This is a genomic window from Duganella sp. GW821-FHT07F09 (assembly GCF_059418705.1).
The window spans coordinates 76,223-91,986 of record NZ_JBWKQJ010000004.1 but is presented as its reverse complement, the minus strand read 5'-3'; the positions used below and the strand labels follow the sequence as shown (position 1 = coordinate 91,986).

Below are 15,764 nucleotides of genomic sequence, written 5' to 3'. Positions count from 1 at the left end.
GGTTACGCTCCCCGGACCCGTACGGTGATCGGCGACAGCCCGGCCACTTCGCCGACCATCACGTCGCCGGCCACCACGGCGTTCACGCCTTCGGGGGTGCCGGTCATGATCACATCGCCCGGCTCCAGCGCCTCGTACTCCGACAGGTAGGCGATCGATTCGGCCACCGACCAGATCAACTTGGAGATGTCGGAATCCTGGCGCGGCGCGCCGTTGACGCTGACGGCGATGCGGCCTTCGGACAGGTGGCCGACGTCCGCCACGGTGGAGATCGGGCCGATCGGCGCGGACTTGGCGAAGGATTTGCCGAACTCCCATGGACGGCCCTTGTCGCGGGCTTCGAGCTGGATGTCTCGGCGGGTCATGTCCAGGCCGACGGCGTAGCCGAAGACGTGTTCCAGCGCCCGGGAGACCGGGATGTCGGCGCCGCCCTTGCCGATGACGGCCACCAGTTCGATCTCGTGGTGGAAGTTGGCGGTTTTGGGCGGGTATGGGATGGTGGTTTCGCCGACGCCCGCTGGCACGGTGGCGTTGGCGGGTTTCATGAAGAAGAACGGCTTTTCGCGGTCCGGGTCGCGGCCCATTTCACGCGCGTGGGCGGCGTAGTTGCGGCCGACGCAGAAGATGCGGTTGACGGGAAAGCGTTGGTCGCTGCCGGCGATGGCGAGGCTGTAGACGGGGGCGGGATCGACTGCGTATTTCATGGTTGTCTCCAAAATATTGTGCCGCGGACGGCGCTTGCATGGCGGATTACGCTTCGCCAATCCGCCCTACGTGGCTCGGATGGTTTTTTATTTAGTGGTCGTGGCGGCGGACGCCATTTTTTCTTCGCGCCATAGGCCAAGTACCTGTTGCATGGGTCGGTCGGAGAAACTGAACAGGATGGTGTCGGGGCCGGCCTTCAACCGCAGCACCTGCCAGGACGGCACGACGAAGACATCGTTGAGCGCGAAGTCGAAACGCAAGCCGCCGATGTCGGCACTGCCGGCGCCTTCCAGGCACACGTAGATGGTGCTGTCGGTGCTGCGGTATGGCAGCGTCTCGAAGCCGGCCGGCAAGCGCTGTGCGAAGGCGCCGATGGTCGGCATCGGCGAGGCGCCGGTGGCAGGGTTCACGTAACGCAGCTTGTGGCCGAAGTGCGCGTCGATGGCGCCGCCCGATATGCCCAGCAAGGACTCACGCGTCCTGGCGAACGGGTAGACGAACACCTTGGTCGGCTGCGCCGCCGTCTGCGCGAAATCGACCGGCAGCATATTGTTGCCGTAGCGGGCCTGCGCGTCGCCCTCGGGCCGCGTGGCCTCCTGCGTGGCTTGCGCGCCATGCTCGGCGAACCCGGCGTCGAAGAAGCGCACCGTGGGAATATCCAGGCCGTCGAGCCATACCACCGGCTGGTCGCCCAGGTTGCCGTGGTCGTGCCAGGTCCACGACGGCGTGATGATGAAGTCCCCGCGCCGCATCGTGGTGCGCTCGCCGTCGACCGCCGTATAGGCGCCCTCGCCGTCGAGCACCAGCCGCAGCGCCGACTGCGCGTGGCGGTGCGCCGGCGCCACCTCGCCCGGCATGATCAACTGCAGGCCGGCGTACAGCGACTGCGTGATCGAGGAATTACCGCGCAGAGCCGGGTTTTCCATGATCAGCACACGGCGCTCGGCCTCGGCGGCGGTGATCAGGCGGCCCGCCTCCATCACGTGTTCGCGCACGTCGGCGTAGCGCCACAGCGCCGCCTGCAGCGGGCTGGCCGGCTGCTTGGGCACCAGCGCGCCGAGCACTTCCCACAATGGGGTCATGTGGTGCTGGTCGATACGCCGGTAGAATTCCTGCCGCTCGCCGTTGTCCTTGTTCATATAGGGTCTCCTCGGTTGATTATTTTTAGATCGCGCTGGCGTAGAAGGCGTCGGCGTACACGTGCTCGGGCGGCACGCCGCGCCGCTTGACCAGCATCGCGGCCGCCTCCACCATCGGCGGCGCCCCGCACAGGTAGGCCCGCCAGCCGGCCAGGCTTGGCCAGTCGGCGCTGACGGCGGCGGTGACCACGCCGGCGCGTCGGCGCGGATCGTCGTTGCCGGTGCTGACAACCACGTGCAGGTGCAGGTTCGCGTGCCGCTCGCGCAGCTGCTCCAGCCACGCCAGGCCATAGATATCCTGCGGTGTGCGCACGCCGAAATACAGGTGGGCAGGTTGTGCCATACCGTCCGCCAGCGCGGCGCGCACGATCGACAGCACGGGCGCCAGGCCGGTGCCGCCGGCCACGCACAGCATCGGCCCCTCGTGCTTGCGGCGCAGGTAGGCGGTGCCCATCGGACCGCTCACGCGCACCGCGTCGCCCACGGCGAGCACGCGGTCGATATGGCCGGTGACGCGGCCGTCCGGCACCAGCCGCACGTGGAATTCCAGCTCATCGTCGCCCGGAACGTTGGCCATCGAATAGGGGCGCACCAGTTCCGGTCCGAATTGCAGGGTGGCGTATTGGCCGGGGGAGAAGTCCAGCGGCTTGGCGGGTTTCAGGCGCAGGCGGCGGATGTCGTGCGTCATCGGCTCGATCGCCAGCACGGTGGCCTTGATGATGCGCGCCGGGTGGACCACCACCTCGTCCGGCTCGGGCACCTCGACCACGCAGTTGCCGGTCACGCTGCTCATACAGGCCAGCACGTAGCCCTCGTCATTGGGGGCCGTGATCTTCGCTTCGCGGCCCATCTCGTGCACGTCGCCTTGCAGCACCTTGCAGCGGCAGGTGCCGCAGCGGCCGGCGGTACAGCTATAGGAAATGGGAACCTGGTGCTCGCGCAGCGCGGCCAGCAAATTAGCGCCGGCCTCCACCTGCAGGATGCGTCCCAACGGTTGCACGACTAATTCCATGACTGCTGCCCCATCTGTCGAAGTGATGGGCAAAGTATAGAAACGCGAGTAATATAAATATATAGCATTCCGCGAATGCAACACATCACTGACCGCAATACTACTCACGCCATGGAACTGAAAGATATCGACCTCAACCTGCTGCTCGTGTTCAACCAGCTACTCGCCGAGCGGCGCGTTTCAAAGGTGGCGGAGGTCTTGGGCATGACGCAGCCGGGCGTCAGCAACGCGCTCAAGCGCATGCGCGTGCTGCTGGGGGATGAATTGTTCGTCCGCACGGCGCGCGGCATGGAGCCGACGCCGTATGCGCTGCGGCTGTCCGAACCGATCGGCTACGCGCTGTCGACCATTTACGATACGCTCAACGAGGTGGCGCATTTCGATCCGGCGACGAGCACCCGCAAATTCACGCTGGGGATGACGGACATCGGCGAGGTGTACTTCCTGCCCAAGCTGATGAAGGTGCTGCGCCGGCACGCGCCCGGCATCACGGTCAGCACGGTGCGCAACACGGCGGTCAATCTGCAGGACGAACTGGAGGCCGGCCACGTGGACCTGGCCATCGGCCTGCTGCCGCAGCTGAAGACCGGCTACTTCCAGCGCCGCCTGTTCCGGCAGCGCTATGTGTGCATGTTCCGAAAGGGGCATCCGCTCGACAAGGAATCGATGACGGTCGACGAGTTCCGCGACGCCGACCACGTGACGGTGGTATCGAGCGGCACCGGCCACGCCATCGCGGACATCGCCATCGAGCGCCAGGGCATCAAGCGCAATATCGGCTTGACGGTGCCCCACTTCGTCGCGGTGGGACACATCCTGTCGAACAGCACGATGATCGCCACCGTGCCGGAACGTTATGCGATGGCCTGCGTCGAGCCGTTCGGCCTGCGCTACATCACACACCCGCTGGAGCTACCGGAGATTAACATCAACGTCTTCTGGCACGCGAAGTTCAACAAGGATCCGGTCAGCCAATGGCTGCGCAGCCTGATCTTCGATCACTTCGCGGATGGACGGGCGGATCTTCAGTCCGACGACGCCGGATAGTCCGTGTAGCCTTTCGCACCCGGCGTGTAGAACGTGGCCGGATCGGGCGCGCTCAATGGTTTATCGGCGCGCATGCGCTCGACCAGGTCCGGGTTGGCGATGAACGGACGGCCGAACGCGATCAAGTCGGCAAGGCCATCGGTCAGCGCCTGCCGCGCGCCGGCCTTGTCGAAGCCGCCGGCGAGGATGAACGGTCCCTTGAACGCGGCGCGCAGATCGGCCTTGAGCGCGGCCGGCACCGGCGGCGTGCCCATTGCCGAATGATCCAGCACGTGCACATACATCAGGCCCAGGTCCGACAGCTCCTTGACCAGCGCCAGGTACTGCCCGTCCACGCCGTCGAAGGCGCCGGCGGCATTGACCACGCCATGCGGCGACAAGCGGATGCCCACGCGTTCGGCGCCGATCTCCTTCGCGGCGGCGCGCGCCACCTCCAGCACCAAGCGGTTGCGTCCCTCGGCGGTGCCGCCGTAGCCGTCGGTGCGCTTGTTGATGTTCGCGTTCAGGAATTGCTCGAGCAGGTAGCCGTTGGCCGCGTGCAGTTCGACGCCGTCGAAGCCGGCGTCGATGGCCAGGCGGGCGGCGGTGGCGTATTCGGCGACGGTGGCGGCGATGTCCTCCTCCGTCATCGCGCGCGGCGGCGTATGCGGCACGTCGCCCTTGTCGTCGACGTGCATCACGCCGGGGCACGGTTCGGGCGACGGTCCCATGACCACGGCGCCGGGCGGCAGGTTGTCCTGATGCGTCACGCGGCCGGTGTGCATCAGCTGCACGACGATCTTGCCGCCCTTGGCGTGGACGGCGTCGGTGACCAGCCGCCAGCCGGCGACGTGGCCGGCGTTGAACAGCCCCGGAATGCGCGGGTAGCCCAAGCCGTTCGGCGATGGAGAGGTGCCTTCGGTGATGATCAAGCCGGCGCCGGCGCGTTGCGCGTAGTACGTGGCCATCAAGGTGTTCGGCGTGTTGTTGTCGACCGCGCGGCTACGGGTCAGCGGCGACATCACCACGCGGTTGGCGAGTTTGACGTCACGCAACGGGAAAGTATCAAATAACATGTTCGGGTATCCTTTTTTTTGGGGGGATTGAATCGATCAACGCTTTTGCAGATGCGGTGCGACCTTGCCGGTTTGCGCGGCGGTGAACAGCGCCACACGGGCGGCCTCGTAGCGTTGGAACAAGGCCGTGTCGGCGACCGATGGCAAGGTCAGGCCCTCGCCCAGATCGAGTCCCGCCAGCGCCGCGTCCACCATGTTCTCCGCCGTCATGACGGTCTCCGGCGCCAGCGCCGCCAGCGGCACGCCGGACGGGTCCCACAGCTCGGTGGCGGTGGCCGCCGGCAGCACCGCCTGGACCTTCACGCGGGTGCCTTCCAGCTCCTGCTCCAGACCGCGCGTGAACGCCACAACGAAAGCCTTGGTGCCGCTGTAGACGGAACTGATAGGCAGCGTGTGCAGCCCCAATACCGATGCGATGTTGATGATCGTGCCCTCGTTGCGCTGCTTGAAGCCTGGCAGCACGGCGCGCGTCAACTTGGTCAGCGCGAGGATATTGAGCGTCAGCTGCGACGACAGATCCTGCCTGCTGCTGTCGGCCACCGGCGCCAGGCGCGCGAGGCCGGCGTTATTGACCAGTACCGCGATCGCCTGATTGGTCGACAGCAGCGTGGCGACGCTCTCCTGCCCCGCTTCAGTGGCCAGGTCGGCGACCAGCGGCTCGACGTTGACGCCATGCGCGGCCGCGAGGCTGCCGGCCAGGGATTGCAGGCGGTCCGCTCGGCGGGCCACCAGCACCAGGTCGTAGCCACGTTGGGCCAGACGGTCCGCGTAGACGGCGCCGATGCCAGAGGATGCGCCGGTGACGACAGCGATTTTACGAGCATTGGTAGACATGATTTTTCCTTTTTTTGGATATGACGATCATCATATTTTTACTTAAAAAAGCCGCCGCGTTGCTTGTAAGAGGCTTGCGGCGAATGGGGTTGCCTTACTGAACATGACGATCATCATATACTATTTTTCCCACGCCTGCACGCGACCGCCACGCATACGTGGCGGCCGGTCGCGCGCCAGCTAGTTTTTGGTGAACGAGAAATCATCGACATTGATCCAGTTGCCGGCGTTGGCCACCTGGTACATGCCGATGGTGGCCTTGCCGTTGGTGACCTGGATGTTGGGTATCGTGACCTGCGTCCAGTTCGGGATCGCCGTGTTGATGCTCGAGACGAGCTCCGAGCCGCCAAAGTTCTTCACATAGATGCGGGCTATGCTTTGCCCGCCGCTGCTTTTCACCCAGGCCGTCAGCGTGTAGGTGCCATTCGGCAGACCCGTCAAATCCTGGTAGCGGCTGGCCGAGTAAGCGGCGGTGTGATACTGCTCCGCGTTCCAACGCCCCGTATGCCCGCGCAACAAATTGTTATTCGGATTGGCGTCGGTCAGATTGGTCCACGTCGACCAACCGGCCAGCGCGTTCTGCCGCACCCGGTCCGCCTCGAAGCTTGGATTGATCGCATAGTTGTTGCCCGCGCCAACGGTCCAGGTCCCCGTCGCCGCGTCCAGGTTGAACTGGCTCAGCGAATTGAAGCGCGGCGTGGTGCCGTTGAACGACAGCGGCACCCACTGGTTGTAGCCGATGCCGTTGCCGGCGAAATCGCTCCAGCGGTCGCCCGCGTACAGCACCGTGCTGGCCGCGCTGCCGTTGACCTGGATGAAGAAGCCGTTCTGCGACACATGCGAGAAGTCCCCCTGCGAGCCGTCCAGCACGAACTCGGCCGTGTACGGGCCGTTGATGGCGTTGGCCGAGCGGCAGTAGGTTTGCGACGCGTTCCATCCGTGCAGCTCCGACGAGCAGAAGTAGTACACGCCGTTATGCTTGAACAAGGCGTTGCCCTCGCGGCCCGCGCTGTTCAGCGCGATGTTGACGGCCGGCTCGATGTTGAGCGAATCGGACGCGCGGATTTGCGCCACGTAGGAGCGCGCGCGGCCGTTGGCGTTGCTGAAGATCAGATACGACGAGCCATCGTCATCGGTATAAATCGTCTGGTCGCCGGTGGCCGGCGTGACCACGTTGGTGATCTGCGGCTGGATGTGGTCGAACACGAAGGGGCCGACCGGCGTGCTGCTGGTGGCGAACAGCACGCCGCTGCCCAGGGTCGGCGACCAGATCTGGGAAATCAGCACGTATTTATTCGTGTTCTTGTTGTAGACCACGCCCAGGCGGCCGATCCAGTTGCCCGATTCCCACGGCCCGCCGACCGGCCCGGTGGACGCCGCGTTGCCTTCGAACTTCCAGGTGGCGAGATCGGTCGACGAATACACGGTGATCGCGTTGAAGCCGGTGTTGCTGTTGGAGGACACCGGATTGGCCGCGTACGTCACCGCCCCGTCGTATTTGACGCCGTACCAATAATAGGTCGCGCCGACCTTGAGGATGCCGCCTCCCTGCGAATAGATCGGGTTATTGTTGGTGTCTCTCCAGAACGTGTCGTTCTTGATCAACTTGGGCGCCGCCTGCGCCGGTGCGCCGAGGATACCTGCCGCCACACCGGCGACCGCGATGCAACGGGCCATCAAAGCCAGAAAAGTAGTCATTGTCGTTCTCCAGGAAATAAGACAGTTCGAAATGCACGACCCGACTACGCGGGCTTTGAACGCTCATCGTTCAGTGCATTGACCGACTGTAATAGTTCGACAAACTGTTCCTGATCAATCTTCTGATTTTTTCTATATTGTCGCCTGCCTAACGCCGCGCCGATGTGGCTGAAAACGCGGCGGAAAACGCCTGCGCGGCGCCGGCCACGCGCGCCGCACCCACGTCGAACGTGCAATGGCGGAGTGCGGGAGGCGGCGCCAAGTCCGCCGTGGCCAGCGCCAGTTCGGCGCGCAAGGCGCTCAGCATGCCGTCCAACATCACCGCCGGCATGTCGAGCGCGGCGTTGTCGGTGTGGCCGGCGTCGAGCACGCTGGGCGCGAAGGCCATCGAACGGGCGCCGTGGCGGATCGCTTCGCGCATGGCGACGCGGGTGGCCTGGCGCAGCCGTTCCGCATCGAGCGTGGCCGGATCGCCCAACCCGATCACCAGCACCGCGCGCGGGATCATGGCGGGCGGGGGCGACGCGATCAGCATGGTTTCCATCGGCTGCGCACGGAAGGCGCCGGCGGCGCGCATGCGGGTCAAATGGCCGCCCAGCGCCTGGTCCAGTCCCAGCAATCCTCCGGCGATGGGCGCGCCACCGACTTCGTGCTCGAACATGCAGGCGACGCTGAAGTCGACATCGGCATAAGCCGGCCCCCAGGCGACCACGTCGAAGACGACGCCATCGGCGGTGCCGATCGGCAGGCGTACGGGAGCGGAAGCTGCGGCGTGGTCGGTGGCGGTCATGTCTCGGTCTCGATATCGGCGAAGGTCCGATCTTACCGCCGCGACGCGCCGCACCGAACCCTCCAAAAGACAGGGACGGGAAAAACCGGACGTGCTGCTTGGTGCGTAACCGATCCGCTTGAATAGCTCGGCGGCTCTATGCCCCGCTCAAGCCGCAGGTAAATGCAAAATCTGCCTGGTCGTCCGCAGCGCGGACTCGAACGGGGTGGTCTCCCGCACGATCTTCACCATCACGCTGGCGCCCAGCCACAGCTGGTACAGGCTGTGCGCCGTTTCCTCGACATCGCCGTCGATGGACAGCGAGCCGTCGGCCACGCCGTCCTCGATCGCGCCGGCCAGCCTGCCGACGATGCCGGCCGTGCCGCGTTTCAGCGACAAGCGCATCGCCTCGGACAAGTCCGCCACCTCGGCGCCCAGCTTGACGGCCAGGCACTTGCCCTGGCAATCGTGGAACGACTGCGAGTTCTGCCACGTCTGCCAGTAATTCGTCAGGCGCTGCGCCATCGTCAAACCGGACTGGCCGAGCGTGGCGTCCATGTCGGCCAGATAGTCCTCGAAGTACGCTTCGAGCATCGCTTCGCCGAACGCGTCCTTCGAACCGAAATAATGGTAGAAGGATCCCTTGGGCACCCCGGCCGTGGCCAGGATCTCGTTCAGGCCGACGGCCGAAAAGCCCTTGCCCGCCATGATGCGCTGGCCGGTGGCAAGGATGTTCCCGCGAACATCGACGTTGTCGGAGGTGGTTGTTGTGCCCATGGTCGCCACTATAGCACAACTAGACCAGTCGTCTATGATTTTCCGGATCGACTCGTGGCCAACAATGGTGCCATAATCTGGCACCATGGCGCTCTACACTGGATCTCTTTCCACTACACAAGAGATTCCACCATGAGCACGATGAAACGACTCCAGTATCACCAGTACGGCGGCCCTGAACTGATGCGGCTTGAAAATTTCGACCTGGGCACGCCGGGCAAGGGCGAGGTCGCGATACGGGTCCACTTCGCCGCGATCAATCCGATCGACTGGAAACTACGCCAAGGCGTGATGAAGATGATGACAGGACAAAAATTTCCACGCGCCATGGGCTTCGATTTCTCGGGCACGGTCATCGCAGTCGGCCCGGACGTGACGCGCCTCCAGCCCGGCGACGCCGTCTTCGGCCTGTCGCGCTTCAAGGAAAGCGGCGCGCTGGGCCAGGCGCTGATCACCAAGGAAATATTCGTGGCCAAAAAACCCGACGGCGTGTCCTTCGAGGACGCCGCCTGCCTCGGCACGCCGGGCATGACGGCCTGGGGCAGCTTGATGGACAAGGCCAAGCTGGCCGCCGGCCAGCGCGTGTTCATCAACGGCTGCGCCGGCGCCGTGGGCGAAGCGGCCGTGCAGGTGGCGCGCATGCATGGCGCCACCGTGGCCGGCAGTTGCGGCGCGGCGGATATCGAGCGCATGCGCGCGCTCGGCGTGCAAACCGTGTACGACTACCGCGCCATCGACCTGTCGGCGATCGGGGAGCGCTACGATGTCGTCATCGACACCGCCGAAAAATTGACCGTCGAGCAAGCCATGGGTCTGCTCAACAAGACAGGCGCCTTCCTGGACCTGCATCCGACGCCGAGCAAGTTCATCCGCGCGCTGTTCAACCGCCGCCTCAAGCCCATCGTCGGCGCGCCAAGGTTCGACACGCTCGACAAGCTGGCGAGCGCCGCGACGGAAGGAAAATTGCGCCTGCCGATCGGCCGCGTGGTGCCGCTGGAGGCGGCCGCCGCGCTGATCGCGGAGCTGGAGGCCGGGCTGAAAACCGGCGGCAAATGCCTCGTCAAAATGGAGTGACCGTGTCACGAAGCAAAAGACTATTCGACCTCATGCAGGTTCTCCGCCGCCACCGTGGCACGGTGGCCGGCGCCGTGCTGGCGCGCGAGGTCGGCATATCGATCCGCACCCTGCGGCGCGACATCGTCACCTTGCAAAGCATGGGGGCCGATATCGACGGCGAACCCGGCGTCGGCTACATCCTGCGGCCGGGATTTTTGCTGCCGCCGCTGTCGTTCACGGCCGAGGAGATCCAGGCGCTGGTGGCCGGCGCACAGTGGGTCAGCCGCCAGACCGACGACGGCCTGGCGCACGCGGTGCAAAACGCGTTGGCCAAGATCGACGCGGTGCTGCCGCCGGACATGCGGCGCGCCCTCAACGACAATACGCTGTATATCAGCCGGCAGCCGGACAATCCCGCCGGCCTCGACCTGGCGCGCGTGCGCGAGGCGATCCGCGAGCAGCGCAAAATGCGCGTCCTCTACACCGGCGAGGACGGCAACGCGGCCGAACGCGTCATCTGGCCCATCATCCTCGGCTTCATCGACGCGCAACGCTTCATCGCCGCCTGGTGCGAGTCGCTGGGCGACTTCCACATGTTCCACGCCGCACGCGTCGTGAAGGCGGAATTCCTGGACGAGCGCTACGAGGCCAGCCGCCGGCAGCTGGTCAAGGAATGGCACACGCGGGCCAAGCTGCATTGCCACCGGTCCGATTGCGCGTGACGGCGCCGGCCGCGCTACTTATTCATAGCGCGCCGCCATGGTCGCGCAGCGCCCGCACGTCGCGCATCGGCGACAGCCCGAACACGCGGCTGTATTCCCGGTTGAACTGGCTGGCGCTTTCATAGCCGACCTCGAAAGCGGCGCTGGCCGCGTCCAGGCCGTCGGTCAGCATGCGGCGGCGCGCCTCCTGCAAGCGCAACTGCTTTTGATATTGCAGCGGACTCATCGACGTGAGCCGGCGGAAATGGTGATGCAGGGTCGACACCCCCATGCCGGCCACCGCCGCCAGATTTTCCACCCGCAAAGCCTGGGTGAAGTTGGCCCGGACCCAGGCCACCGCCTTGGCGGTCCGGTGGCTGTGGTCGCCACTGGTGGCGATCGCGCGCAGCCGGCTTCCCGCCTCGCTTTGCAACACCCGGTAAATGATTTCACGCTGCAGCAGTTCACCGAGGAAACGCGCGTCGCGGGGCGTATGCAGCGCGTCGACCAGCCGGCCGAAGGCGCCGATGATGTCGGCCGTCGCCTCGCCTGTTTCCATGCCGAACGAATCGCTCCCCGTGCCTGCAACGCCGGGTTCGGTGCCGGCGATCACATCGGCCACCAGCCGCATGTCCAGCCCCAGCCGCAGACACATATACGGCACCGCCTCGCTCGCCTCCATCACCTTGGCTGGTCACCGGCAGCTCGATCGAAGTCAGCAAGAACCGCGAGCGGTCGTAGACGAAGGTGTTGGTCCCCAGATGCACATGCTTGCTCCCCTGCACCACCAGCGCGATGCTGGGCGTGTAGGTGATCGGCAGCGGCTGCGTGGCGGCCGTGTGGCGGTACAACGTCAGCTGGGGAATGACGGTGGGATTTTCCTTCGCCAACGCGAACGGCGCGCATTTGCGCGCCAGCTCGTCGCACAGCGTGTCGACCGATTTCTCCACTGATGAGCCAGATGACAAAGTGATCCTCCCTGTTTTCGTTTCGATGATACCGAGTGCGGGTGGCAACTGGCTAGCGGAACATGCGGGGGCAGAGTATCAGGCAATCAATCTAGAGGAACGGGATACCGTTCAGCCCGGTGAGCCGTCACACTGGTCTGCGCGATCAGGCAATCACGCCCGAACGCGTTTCCGCCACCGGCCACCGGAGTTCGCCAATGAAAAACCTTATCGGCCCCGACGTAACACGACGCACTTTCCTGGTCTCCAGTTCCACGGCCGTGGCCGCGACCATGGTGCCGGGCGCCGCGCACGGCGCCACCGCCACCACCGCCAGCGCCCCGTCGATGACCACAACCTCGATTGAAGTGAACGGCAAAACGCGCCAACTGGAACTCGACACGCGCGTCACCCTGCTCGACGCCCTGCGCGAGCATTTGCATCTGACCGGCACCAAGAAGGGGTGCGACCACGGCCAGTGCGGCGCCTGCACGGTGATGGTCAACGGCCGCCGCGTCAATTCCTGCCTGACCCTGGCCGTGATGCACGATGGCGACCGGATCACCACCATCGAGGGCCTGGGGACGCCGGCGAAACTGCATCCAATGCAGGCGGCCTTCGTCAAGCACGACGGCTTCCAGTGCGGCTACTGTACGCCGGGACAGATCTGCTCGGCCGTGGGCGCCCTGGATGAAATCAAACGCGGCGTGCCCAGCCATGTCAGCGCGAGCCTGACCACCATCCCCGTGGTCACGGCGGACGAACTGCGCGAGCGCATGAGCGGCAATATCTGCCGCTGCGGCGCCTACTCCAACATCATCGAGGCGATCACCGAAGTGGCGGAGGGCAAGGCATGAGAGCGTTCACCTATCAGCGCGTGCGCAATCCCGCCGAGGCGGCCGAGGCGGCGGCGCGCAACCCGGGCGCCCGCTTCATCGCCGGCGGCACCAACCTGCTCGACCTGATGAAGCTGGAAATCGAAACGCCGGCCCACCTGATCGACGTCAACGGCATCGGCCTGGACCGGATCGAACCGACGCCCGAGGGCGGCCTGCGCGTCGGCGCGCTGGTGCGCAACACCGACCTGGCCGCCGACGCGACCGTGCGGCGCGACTACGCGGTACTGTCGCGCGCGCTGCTGGCCGGGGCCTCGGCGCAACAAGGCCACCACGGCCGGCAACCTGCTGCAGCGCACCCGCTGCCCCTACTTCTACGACACCAACCAGGCGTGCAACAAGCGCCAGCCGGGCAGCGGCTGCTCCGCCATCGGCGGCTATAGCCGGCAGCTCGCCGTGGTCGGCGCCAGCGACGCCTGCATCGCCACCCACCCCAGCGACATGGCGGTCGGCATGCGCGCCCTCGACGCCGTCGTCGAGACGGTGCGGGCCGACGGCGCCGGCCGCCGGATTCCCATCGCCGACTTTTACCGGCCGCCGGACGCCACACCCCACCTGGAGAACACACTGCAACCGGGCGAACTGATTACGGCGGTGGTGCTGCCGGCACCTGTCGGCGGACGCCACCACTATCAAAAGGTGCGCGACCGCGCCTCCTACGCGTTCGCGCTGGTGTCGGTGGCGGCGATCGCCCAACCCGACGGTAACGGCCGCGTGGCGCTGGGCGGCGTGGCGCACCAGCCCTGGCGCAGCGCGGCGGGAGACGCCGCCCTGCCCCAAGGCGCCCGCGCCGTCATCGCGAGCCTGCTCGGGAAGGCCGCCCCCACCAAAGAGAACGCGTTCAAGGTCGCCCTGGCCGAACGCACGCTGCAATCGATCATCGCCGATGGCGGAAAGGCCAAGTCATGAAATTCGATAAACCCGCCACCACCAATCCCATCGACCAGTTGCGCGTGGTCGGCAAACCGGTCGACCGTGTCGAAGGCCTGCTCAAGGTCACCGGCACCGCGACCTATGCCTACGAGCAGCACGCGGCGGCGCCCGGCGCGGCCTACGGCTATGTGCTGGGCGCGGCCATCGCCAAAGGCCGCATCGACGGCATCGACATCGCCCGCGCCAAGGCCGCGCCGGGCGTGCTGGCGGTGGTCACCGCCGAGAACGCCGGCAAGCTCGACAAGGGTGAGTTCTATGCCGACCGCGCGCTGGCCGGTCCCGCCGTCGACCACTATCACCAGGCGGTCGCGCTGGTGGTGGCCGAGACCTTCGAGCAGGCGCGGGCGGCGGCCAGCTTGATCAACGTGCGCTACACGCGCAGCGCCGGCGCCTTCGACCTGGAGGCGGCGCGGGACGGGGCGCAGCCGCCGAAACCGGGCAAGTTCAGGCCGCCCGCGCAAACGGGCATCGGCGATTTCGCCGGCGCCTACGCCGGCGCGGCGGTCAAGCTCGACGCCACCTACACCACACCGGACCAGGCCCACGCGATGATGGAGCCGCACGCCACCGTCGCCGCCTGGAACGGCGACCAGCTGACGCTGTGGACGGCGATCCAGCAAGTCAACTGGGGCCGGCGCGACCTGGCCAAAACGCTGGGCATCGCGGTTGAAGACATACGCCTGGTGTCGCCGTACATCGGCGGCGGCTTCGGCGGCAAGGGCACGATCTTGTGCGACGCCGTGCTGGCGTCGCTGGGCGCCCGCGCCGCGAAGCGTCCGGTCAAGGTGGCGCTGCAGCGTCCCCTCATGTTCAACAACGCCACCCACCGGCCGGCGACGATACAGCGCATCCGCATCGGCGCCACGGCGGCGGGCGACATCGTCGCCATCGGCCACGAGAGCTGGTCGGGCAATATCGCCGGCGGACGCCCGGAGGCGGCCACCGCCCCCACCCGATTGCTGTACGCCGGCGCCAACCGCATGACGCAACTGAAACTGGCGCAGCTGGACCTGGCCGAAGGCAGCGCGATGCGCGCGCCGGGCGAGGCGCCGGGCATGATGGCGCTGGAAATCGCCATGGACGAACTGGCCGAAAAGCTGAAGATCGACCCGATCGAATTCAGGGTCCGCAACGATACGCAGGTCGATCCGGAGGACCCTAAGCGTCCGTTCTCTCAGCGCCAGCTGATCGCCTGCCTGAACACCGGCGCCGAACGTTTCGGCTGGAGCCGGCGTCCCGAACGTCCCGCCAGCCGGCGCGACGGGCGCTGGCTGATCGGCTACGGCGTCGCCGCCGCCATCCGTGGCGCGCCCGTCATGGCCTCGGGCGCGCGCGTGCGGCTGGACAAGCGCGGCGTGGTGACGGTGGAAACCGACATGACCGATATCGGCACTGGCAGCTACACCATCATCGCGCAGACCGCCGCCGAGATGATGGGCGTGGCGCTGGACCAGGTGGTGGTGCGCCTGGGCGACTCGCGCTTTCCGGAGTCGGCCGGTTCCGGCGGCCAGTGGGGCGCGGCCTCGTCGACCGCCGGCGTCTACGCCGCCTGCGTCCAGTTGCGGGAGGCGGTGGCGAAACAGTTGGGCTTCAACGTGGCCGACGCCACCTTCGTCCAAGGCCAGGTCAAATGGGGCGGACGCAGCGTGGCCTTGCAGTCCGCCGCGCGCCAACGCGAGCTGGTTGGGGAGGACAAGATGGAGTACGGCGACCTGGCCCAGCGCTTCGCGCAGCAGACCTTCGGCGCACACTTTGCCGAAGTGGCGGTGGACGCCTACACCGGCGAGATCCGCATCCGGCGCATGCTGGCAGTGTGCGCGGCCGGGCGCATCATCAATCCCAAGACGGCGCGCAGCCAGATCATCGGCGGCATGACGATGGGCGCCGGCGCCGCGCTGATGGAGGACATGGTGATCGACAAGCGTGTCGGCTACTTCGTCAACCATGACCTGGCGGGCTACGAGGTGCCGGTGCACGCCGACATTCCGCACCTGGACGCCATCTTCCTCGACGAAGCCGACGCCACCGCCGGACCTTTGAAGGCGAAGGGCGTGGGCGAACTGGGGATCAGCGGCGTGGCGGCGGCCATCGCCAACGCGGTGTACAACGCCACCGGAATACGGGTGCGGGAGTATCCGATCACACTGGATAAGTTGATCGGCAAGTTACCGAAGGTGGCGTAAAGCGCAACGGCC

Annotated in this window: 14 protein-coding genes and 2 pseudogenes; 6 read left to right on the top strand and 10 right to left on the bottom strand. The window is 66.2% G+C overall.

The window, feature by feature from the left end; all coding sequences use genetic code 11:
- Positions 1-2: 2 nt before the first annotated feature.
- From AC07P1_RS11970 to AC07P1_RS11960, 3 genes are all read right to left on the bottom strand, one after another.
- The gene (locus AC07P1_RS11970) at positions 3-704 is read right to left on the bottom strand and encodes a fumarylacetoacetate hydrolase family protein (RefSeq protein ID WP_494696029.1); all 702 of its coding nucleotides are present in this window, start codon (positions 702-704) and stop codon (positions 3-5) included.
- An 87-nt stretch (positions 705-791) separates the two neighbouring features.
- Complete coding sequence (gtdA, locus tag AC07P1_RS11965; RefSeq protein ID WP_494696028.1) at positions 792-1,844, bottom strand: gentisate 1,2-dioxygenase; 1,053 nt, start codon at positions 1,842-1,844, stop codon at positions 792-794.
- A gap of 25 nt (positions 1,845-1,869) precedes the next feature.
- Positions 1,870-2,856 (bottom strand): 2Fe-2S iron-sulfur cluster-binding protein, encoded by a 987-nt coding sequence (locus tag AC07P1_RS11960; RefSeq protein WP_494696027.1) that lies wholly within the window; start codon positions 2,854-2,856, stop codon positions 1,870-1,872.
- Between the two features lie 111 nt (positions 2,857-2,967).
- Between AC07P1_RS11960 and AC07P1_RS11955 the strand changes: the two genes are divergently transcribed.
- The gene (locus tag AC07P1_RS11955; RefSeq protein ID WP_494696453.1) at positions 2,968-3,903 is read left to right on the top strand and encodes a LysR family transcriptional regulator; all 936 of its coding nucleotides are present in this window, start codon (positions 2,968-2,970) and stop codon (positions 3,901-3,903) included.
- On the opposite strand, the gene AC07P1_RS11950 is transcribed toward AC07P1_RS11955, so the two are convergent.
- From AC07P1_RS11950 to AC07P1_RS11930, 5 genes are all read right to left on the bottom strand, one after another.
- Positions 3,882-4,958, bottom strand: coding sequence for an alkene reductase (locus tag AC07P1_RS11950; protein WP_494696026.1), 1,077 nt, complete (start codon positions 4,956-4,958; stop codon positions 3,882-3,884). The genes AC07P1_RS11955 and AC07P1_RS11950 overlap by 22 nt on opposite strands.
- Before the next feature lie 36 nt (positions 4,959-4,994).
- On the bottom strand, positions 4,995-5,792 hold the full coding sequence (locus AC07P1_RS11945) for an SDR family NAD(P)-dependent oxidoreductase (RefSeq protein WP_494696025.1): 798 nt from the start codon (positions 5,790-5,792) through the stop codon (positions 4,995-4,997).
- 180 nt (positions 5,793-5,972) lie between these two features.
- Positions 5,973-7,490 (bottom strand): family 43 glycosylhydrolase, encoded by a 1,518-nt coding sequence (locus AC07P1_RS11940; RefSeq protein WP_494696024.1) that lies wholly within the window; start codon positions 7,488-7,490, stop codon positions 5,973-5,975.
- A gap of 148 nt (positions 7,491-7,638) precedes the next feature.
- Entirely contained in the window at positions 7,639-8,280 is a 642-nt protein-coding gene (locus AC07P1_RS11935; protein ID WP_494696023.1) for a M17 family peptidase N-terminal domain-containing protein, read from the bottom strand.
- Between the two features lie 147 nt (positions 8,281-8,427).
- Positions 8,428-9,036, bottom strand: coding sequence for a TetR/AcrR family transcriptional regulator (locus tag AC07P1_RS11930; RefSeq protein ID WP_494696022.1), 609 nt, complete (start codon positions 9,034-9,036; stop codon positions 8,428-8,430).
- A 132-nt stretch (positions 9,037-9,168) separates the two neighbouring features.
- On the opposite strand from AC07P1_RS11930, the gene AC07P1_RS11925 reads away from it, so the two are divergent.
- Positions 9,169-10,110, top strand: coding sequence for an NAD(P)-dependent alcohol dehydrogenase (locus tag AC07P1_RS11925; RefSeq protein ID WP_494696021.1), 942 nt, complete (start codon positions 9,169-9,171; stop codon positions 10,108-10,110).
- Positions 10,089-10,814: a helix-turn-helix transcriptional regulator gene (locus AC07P1_RS11920; protein ID WP_494696020.1), complete on the top strand. Its 726-nt coding sequence runs from the start codon at positions 10,089-10,091 to the stop codon at positions 10,812-10,814. Before AC07P1_RS11925 ends, AC07P1_RS11920 begins: the two co-directional genes overlap by 22 nt.
- A 22-nt stretch (positions 10,815-10,836) precedes the next feature.
- Here the strand turns inward: AC07P1_RS11920 and AC07P1_RS11915 are convergent, their stop codons facing one another.
- Together AC07P1_RS11915 and AC07P1_RS11910 are read right to left on the bottom strand one after the other, a co-directional pair.
- The gene (locus tag AC07P1_RS11915) at positions 10,837-11,475 is read right to left on the bottom strand and encodes an AraC family transcriptional regulator (protein WP_494696019.1); all 639 of its coding nucleotides are present in this window, start codon (positions 11,473-11,475) and stop codon (positions 10,837-10,839) included.
- A 22-nt stretch (positions 11,476-11,497) separates the two neighbouring features.
- A pseudogene (locus AC07P1_RS11910) lies at positions 11,498-11,743 on the bottom strand (AraC family transcriptional regulator); the annotation flags it as partial.
- Positions 11,744-11,958: 215 nt separating this feature from the next.
- On the opposite strand from AC07P1_RS11910, the gene paoA reads away from it, so the two are divergent.
- The 3 genes and pseudogenes from paoA (at position 11,959) to paoC (ending at position 15,752) form a co-directional block, all read left to right on the top strand.
- Positions 11,959-12,597, top strand: coding sequence for an aldehyde dehydrogenase iron-sulfur subunit PaoA (gene paoA, locus AC07P1_RS11905; RefSeq protein WP_494696018.1), 639 nt, complete (start codon positions 11,959-11,961; stop codon positions 12,595-12,597).
- Positions 12,594-13,545, top strand: a pseudogene (locus AC07P1_RS11900) (FAD binding domain-containing protein). The gene paoA and the pseudogene AC07P1_RS11900 overlap by 4 nt, the downstream one beginning before the upstream one ends.
- Positions 13,542-15,752, top strand: coding sequence for an aldehyde oxidoreductase molybdenum-binding subunit PaoC (gene paoC / locus AC07P1_RS11895; RefSeq protein ID WP_494696017.1), 2,211 nt, complete (start codon positions 13,542-13,544; stop codon positions 15,750-15,752). The pseudogene AC07P1_RS11900 and the gene paoC overlap by 4 nt, the downstream one beginning before the upstream one ends.
- Positions 15,753-15,764: the final 12 nt, after the last annotated feature.

Excerpts from the sequence above, each read along its gene's own strand:
- gtdA (WP_494696028.1), bottom strand. The coding sequence starts at position 1,844 with ATGAACAAGGACAACGGCGAGCGGCAGGAATTCTACCGGCGTATCGAC.
- AC07P1_RS11915 (WP_494696019.1), bottom strand. The coding sequence starts at position 11,475 with ATGGAGGCGAGCGAGGCGGTGCCGTATATGTGTCTGCGGCTGGGGCTG.
- AC07P1_RS11930 (WP_494696022.1), bottom strand. The coding sequence starts at position 9,036 with ATGGGCACAACAACCACCTCCGACAACGTCGATGTTCGCGGGAACATC.
- AC07P1_RS11945 (WP_494696025.1), bottom strand. The coding sequence starts at position 5,792 with ATGTCTACCAATGCTCGTAAAATCGCTGTCGTCACCGGCGCATCCTCT.
- AC07P1_RS11925 (WP_494696021.1), top strand. The coding sequence starts at position 9,169 with ATGAGCACGATGAAACGACTCCAGTATCACCAGTACGGCGGCCCTGAA.
- AC07P1_RS11960 (WP_494696027.1), bottom strand. The coding sequence starts at position 2,856 with ATGGAATTAGTCGTGCAACCGTTGGGACGCATCCTGCAGGTGGAGGCC.
- AC07P1_RS11950 (WP_494696026.1), bottom strand. The coding sequence starts at position 4,958 with ATGTTATTTGATACTTTCCCGTTGCGTGACGTCAAACTCGCCAACCGC.
- AC07P1_RS11935 (WP_494696023.1), bottom strand. The coding sequence starts at position 8,280 with ATGACCGCCACCGACCACGCCGCAGCTTCCGCTCCCGTACGCCTGCCG.
- AC07P1_RS11920 (WP_494696020.1), top strand. The coding sequence starts at position 10,089 with ATGCCTCGTCAAAATGGAGTGACCGTGTCACGAAGCAAAAGACTATTC.
- paoC (WP_494696017.1), top strand. The coding sequence starts at position 13,542 with ATGAAATTCGATAAACCCGCCACCACCAATCCCATCGACCAGTTGCGC.
- AC07P1_RS11955 (WP_494696453.1), top strand. The coding sequence starts at position 2,968 with ATGGAACTGAAAGATATCGACCTCAACCTGCTGCTCGTGTTCAACCAG.
- AC07P1_RS11940 (WP_494696024.1), bottom strand. The coding sequence starts at position 7,490 with ATGACTACTTTTCTGGCTTTGATGGCCCGTTGCATCGCGGTCGCCGGT.
- paoA (WP_494696018.1), top strand. The coding sequence starts at position 11,959 with ATGAAAAACCTTATCGGCCCCGACGTAACACGACGCACTTTCCTGGTC.
- AC07P1_RS11970 (WP_494696029.1), bottom strand. The coding sequence starts at position 704 with ATGAAATACGCAGTCGATCCCGCCCCCGTCTACAGCCTCGCCATCGCC.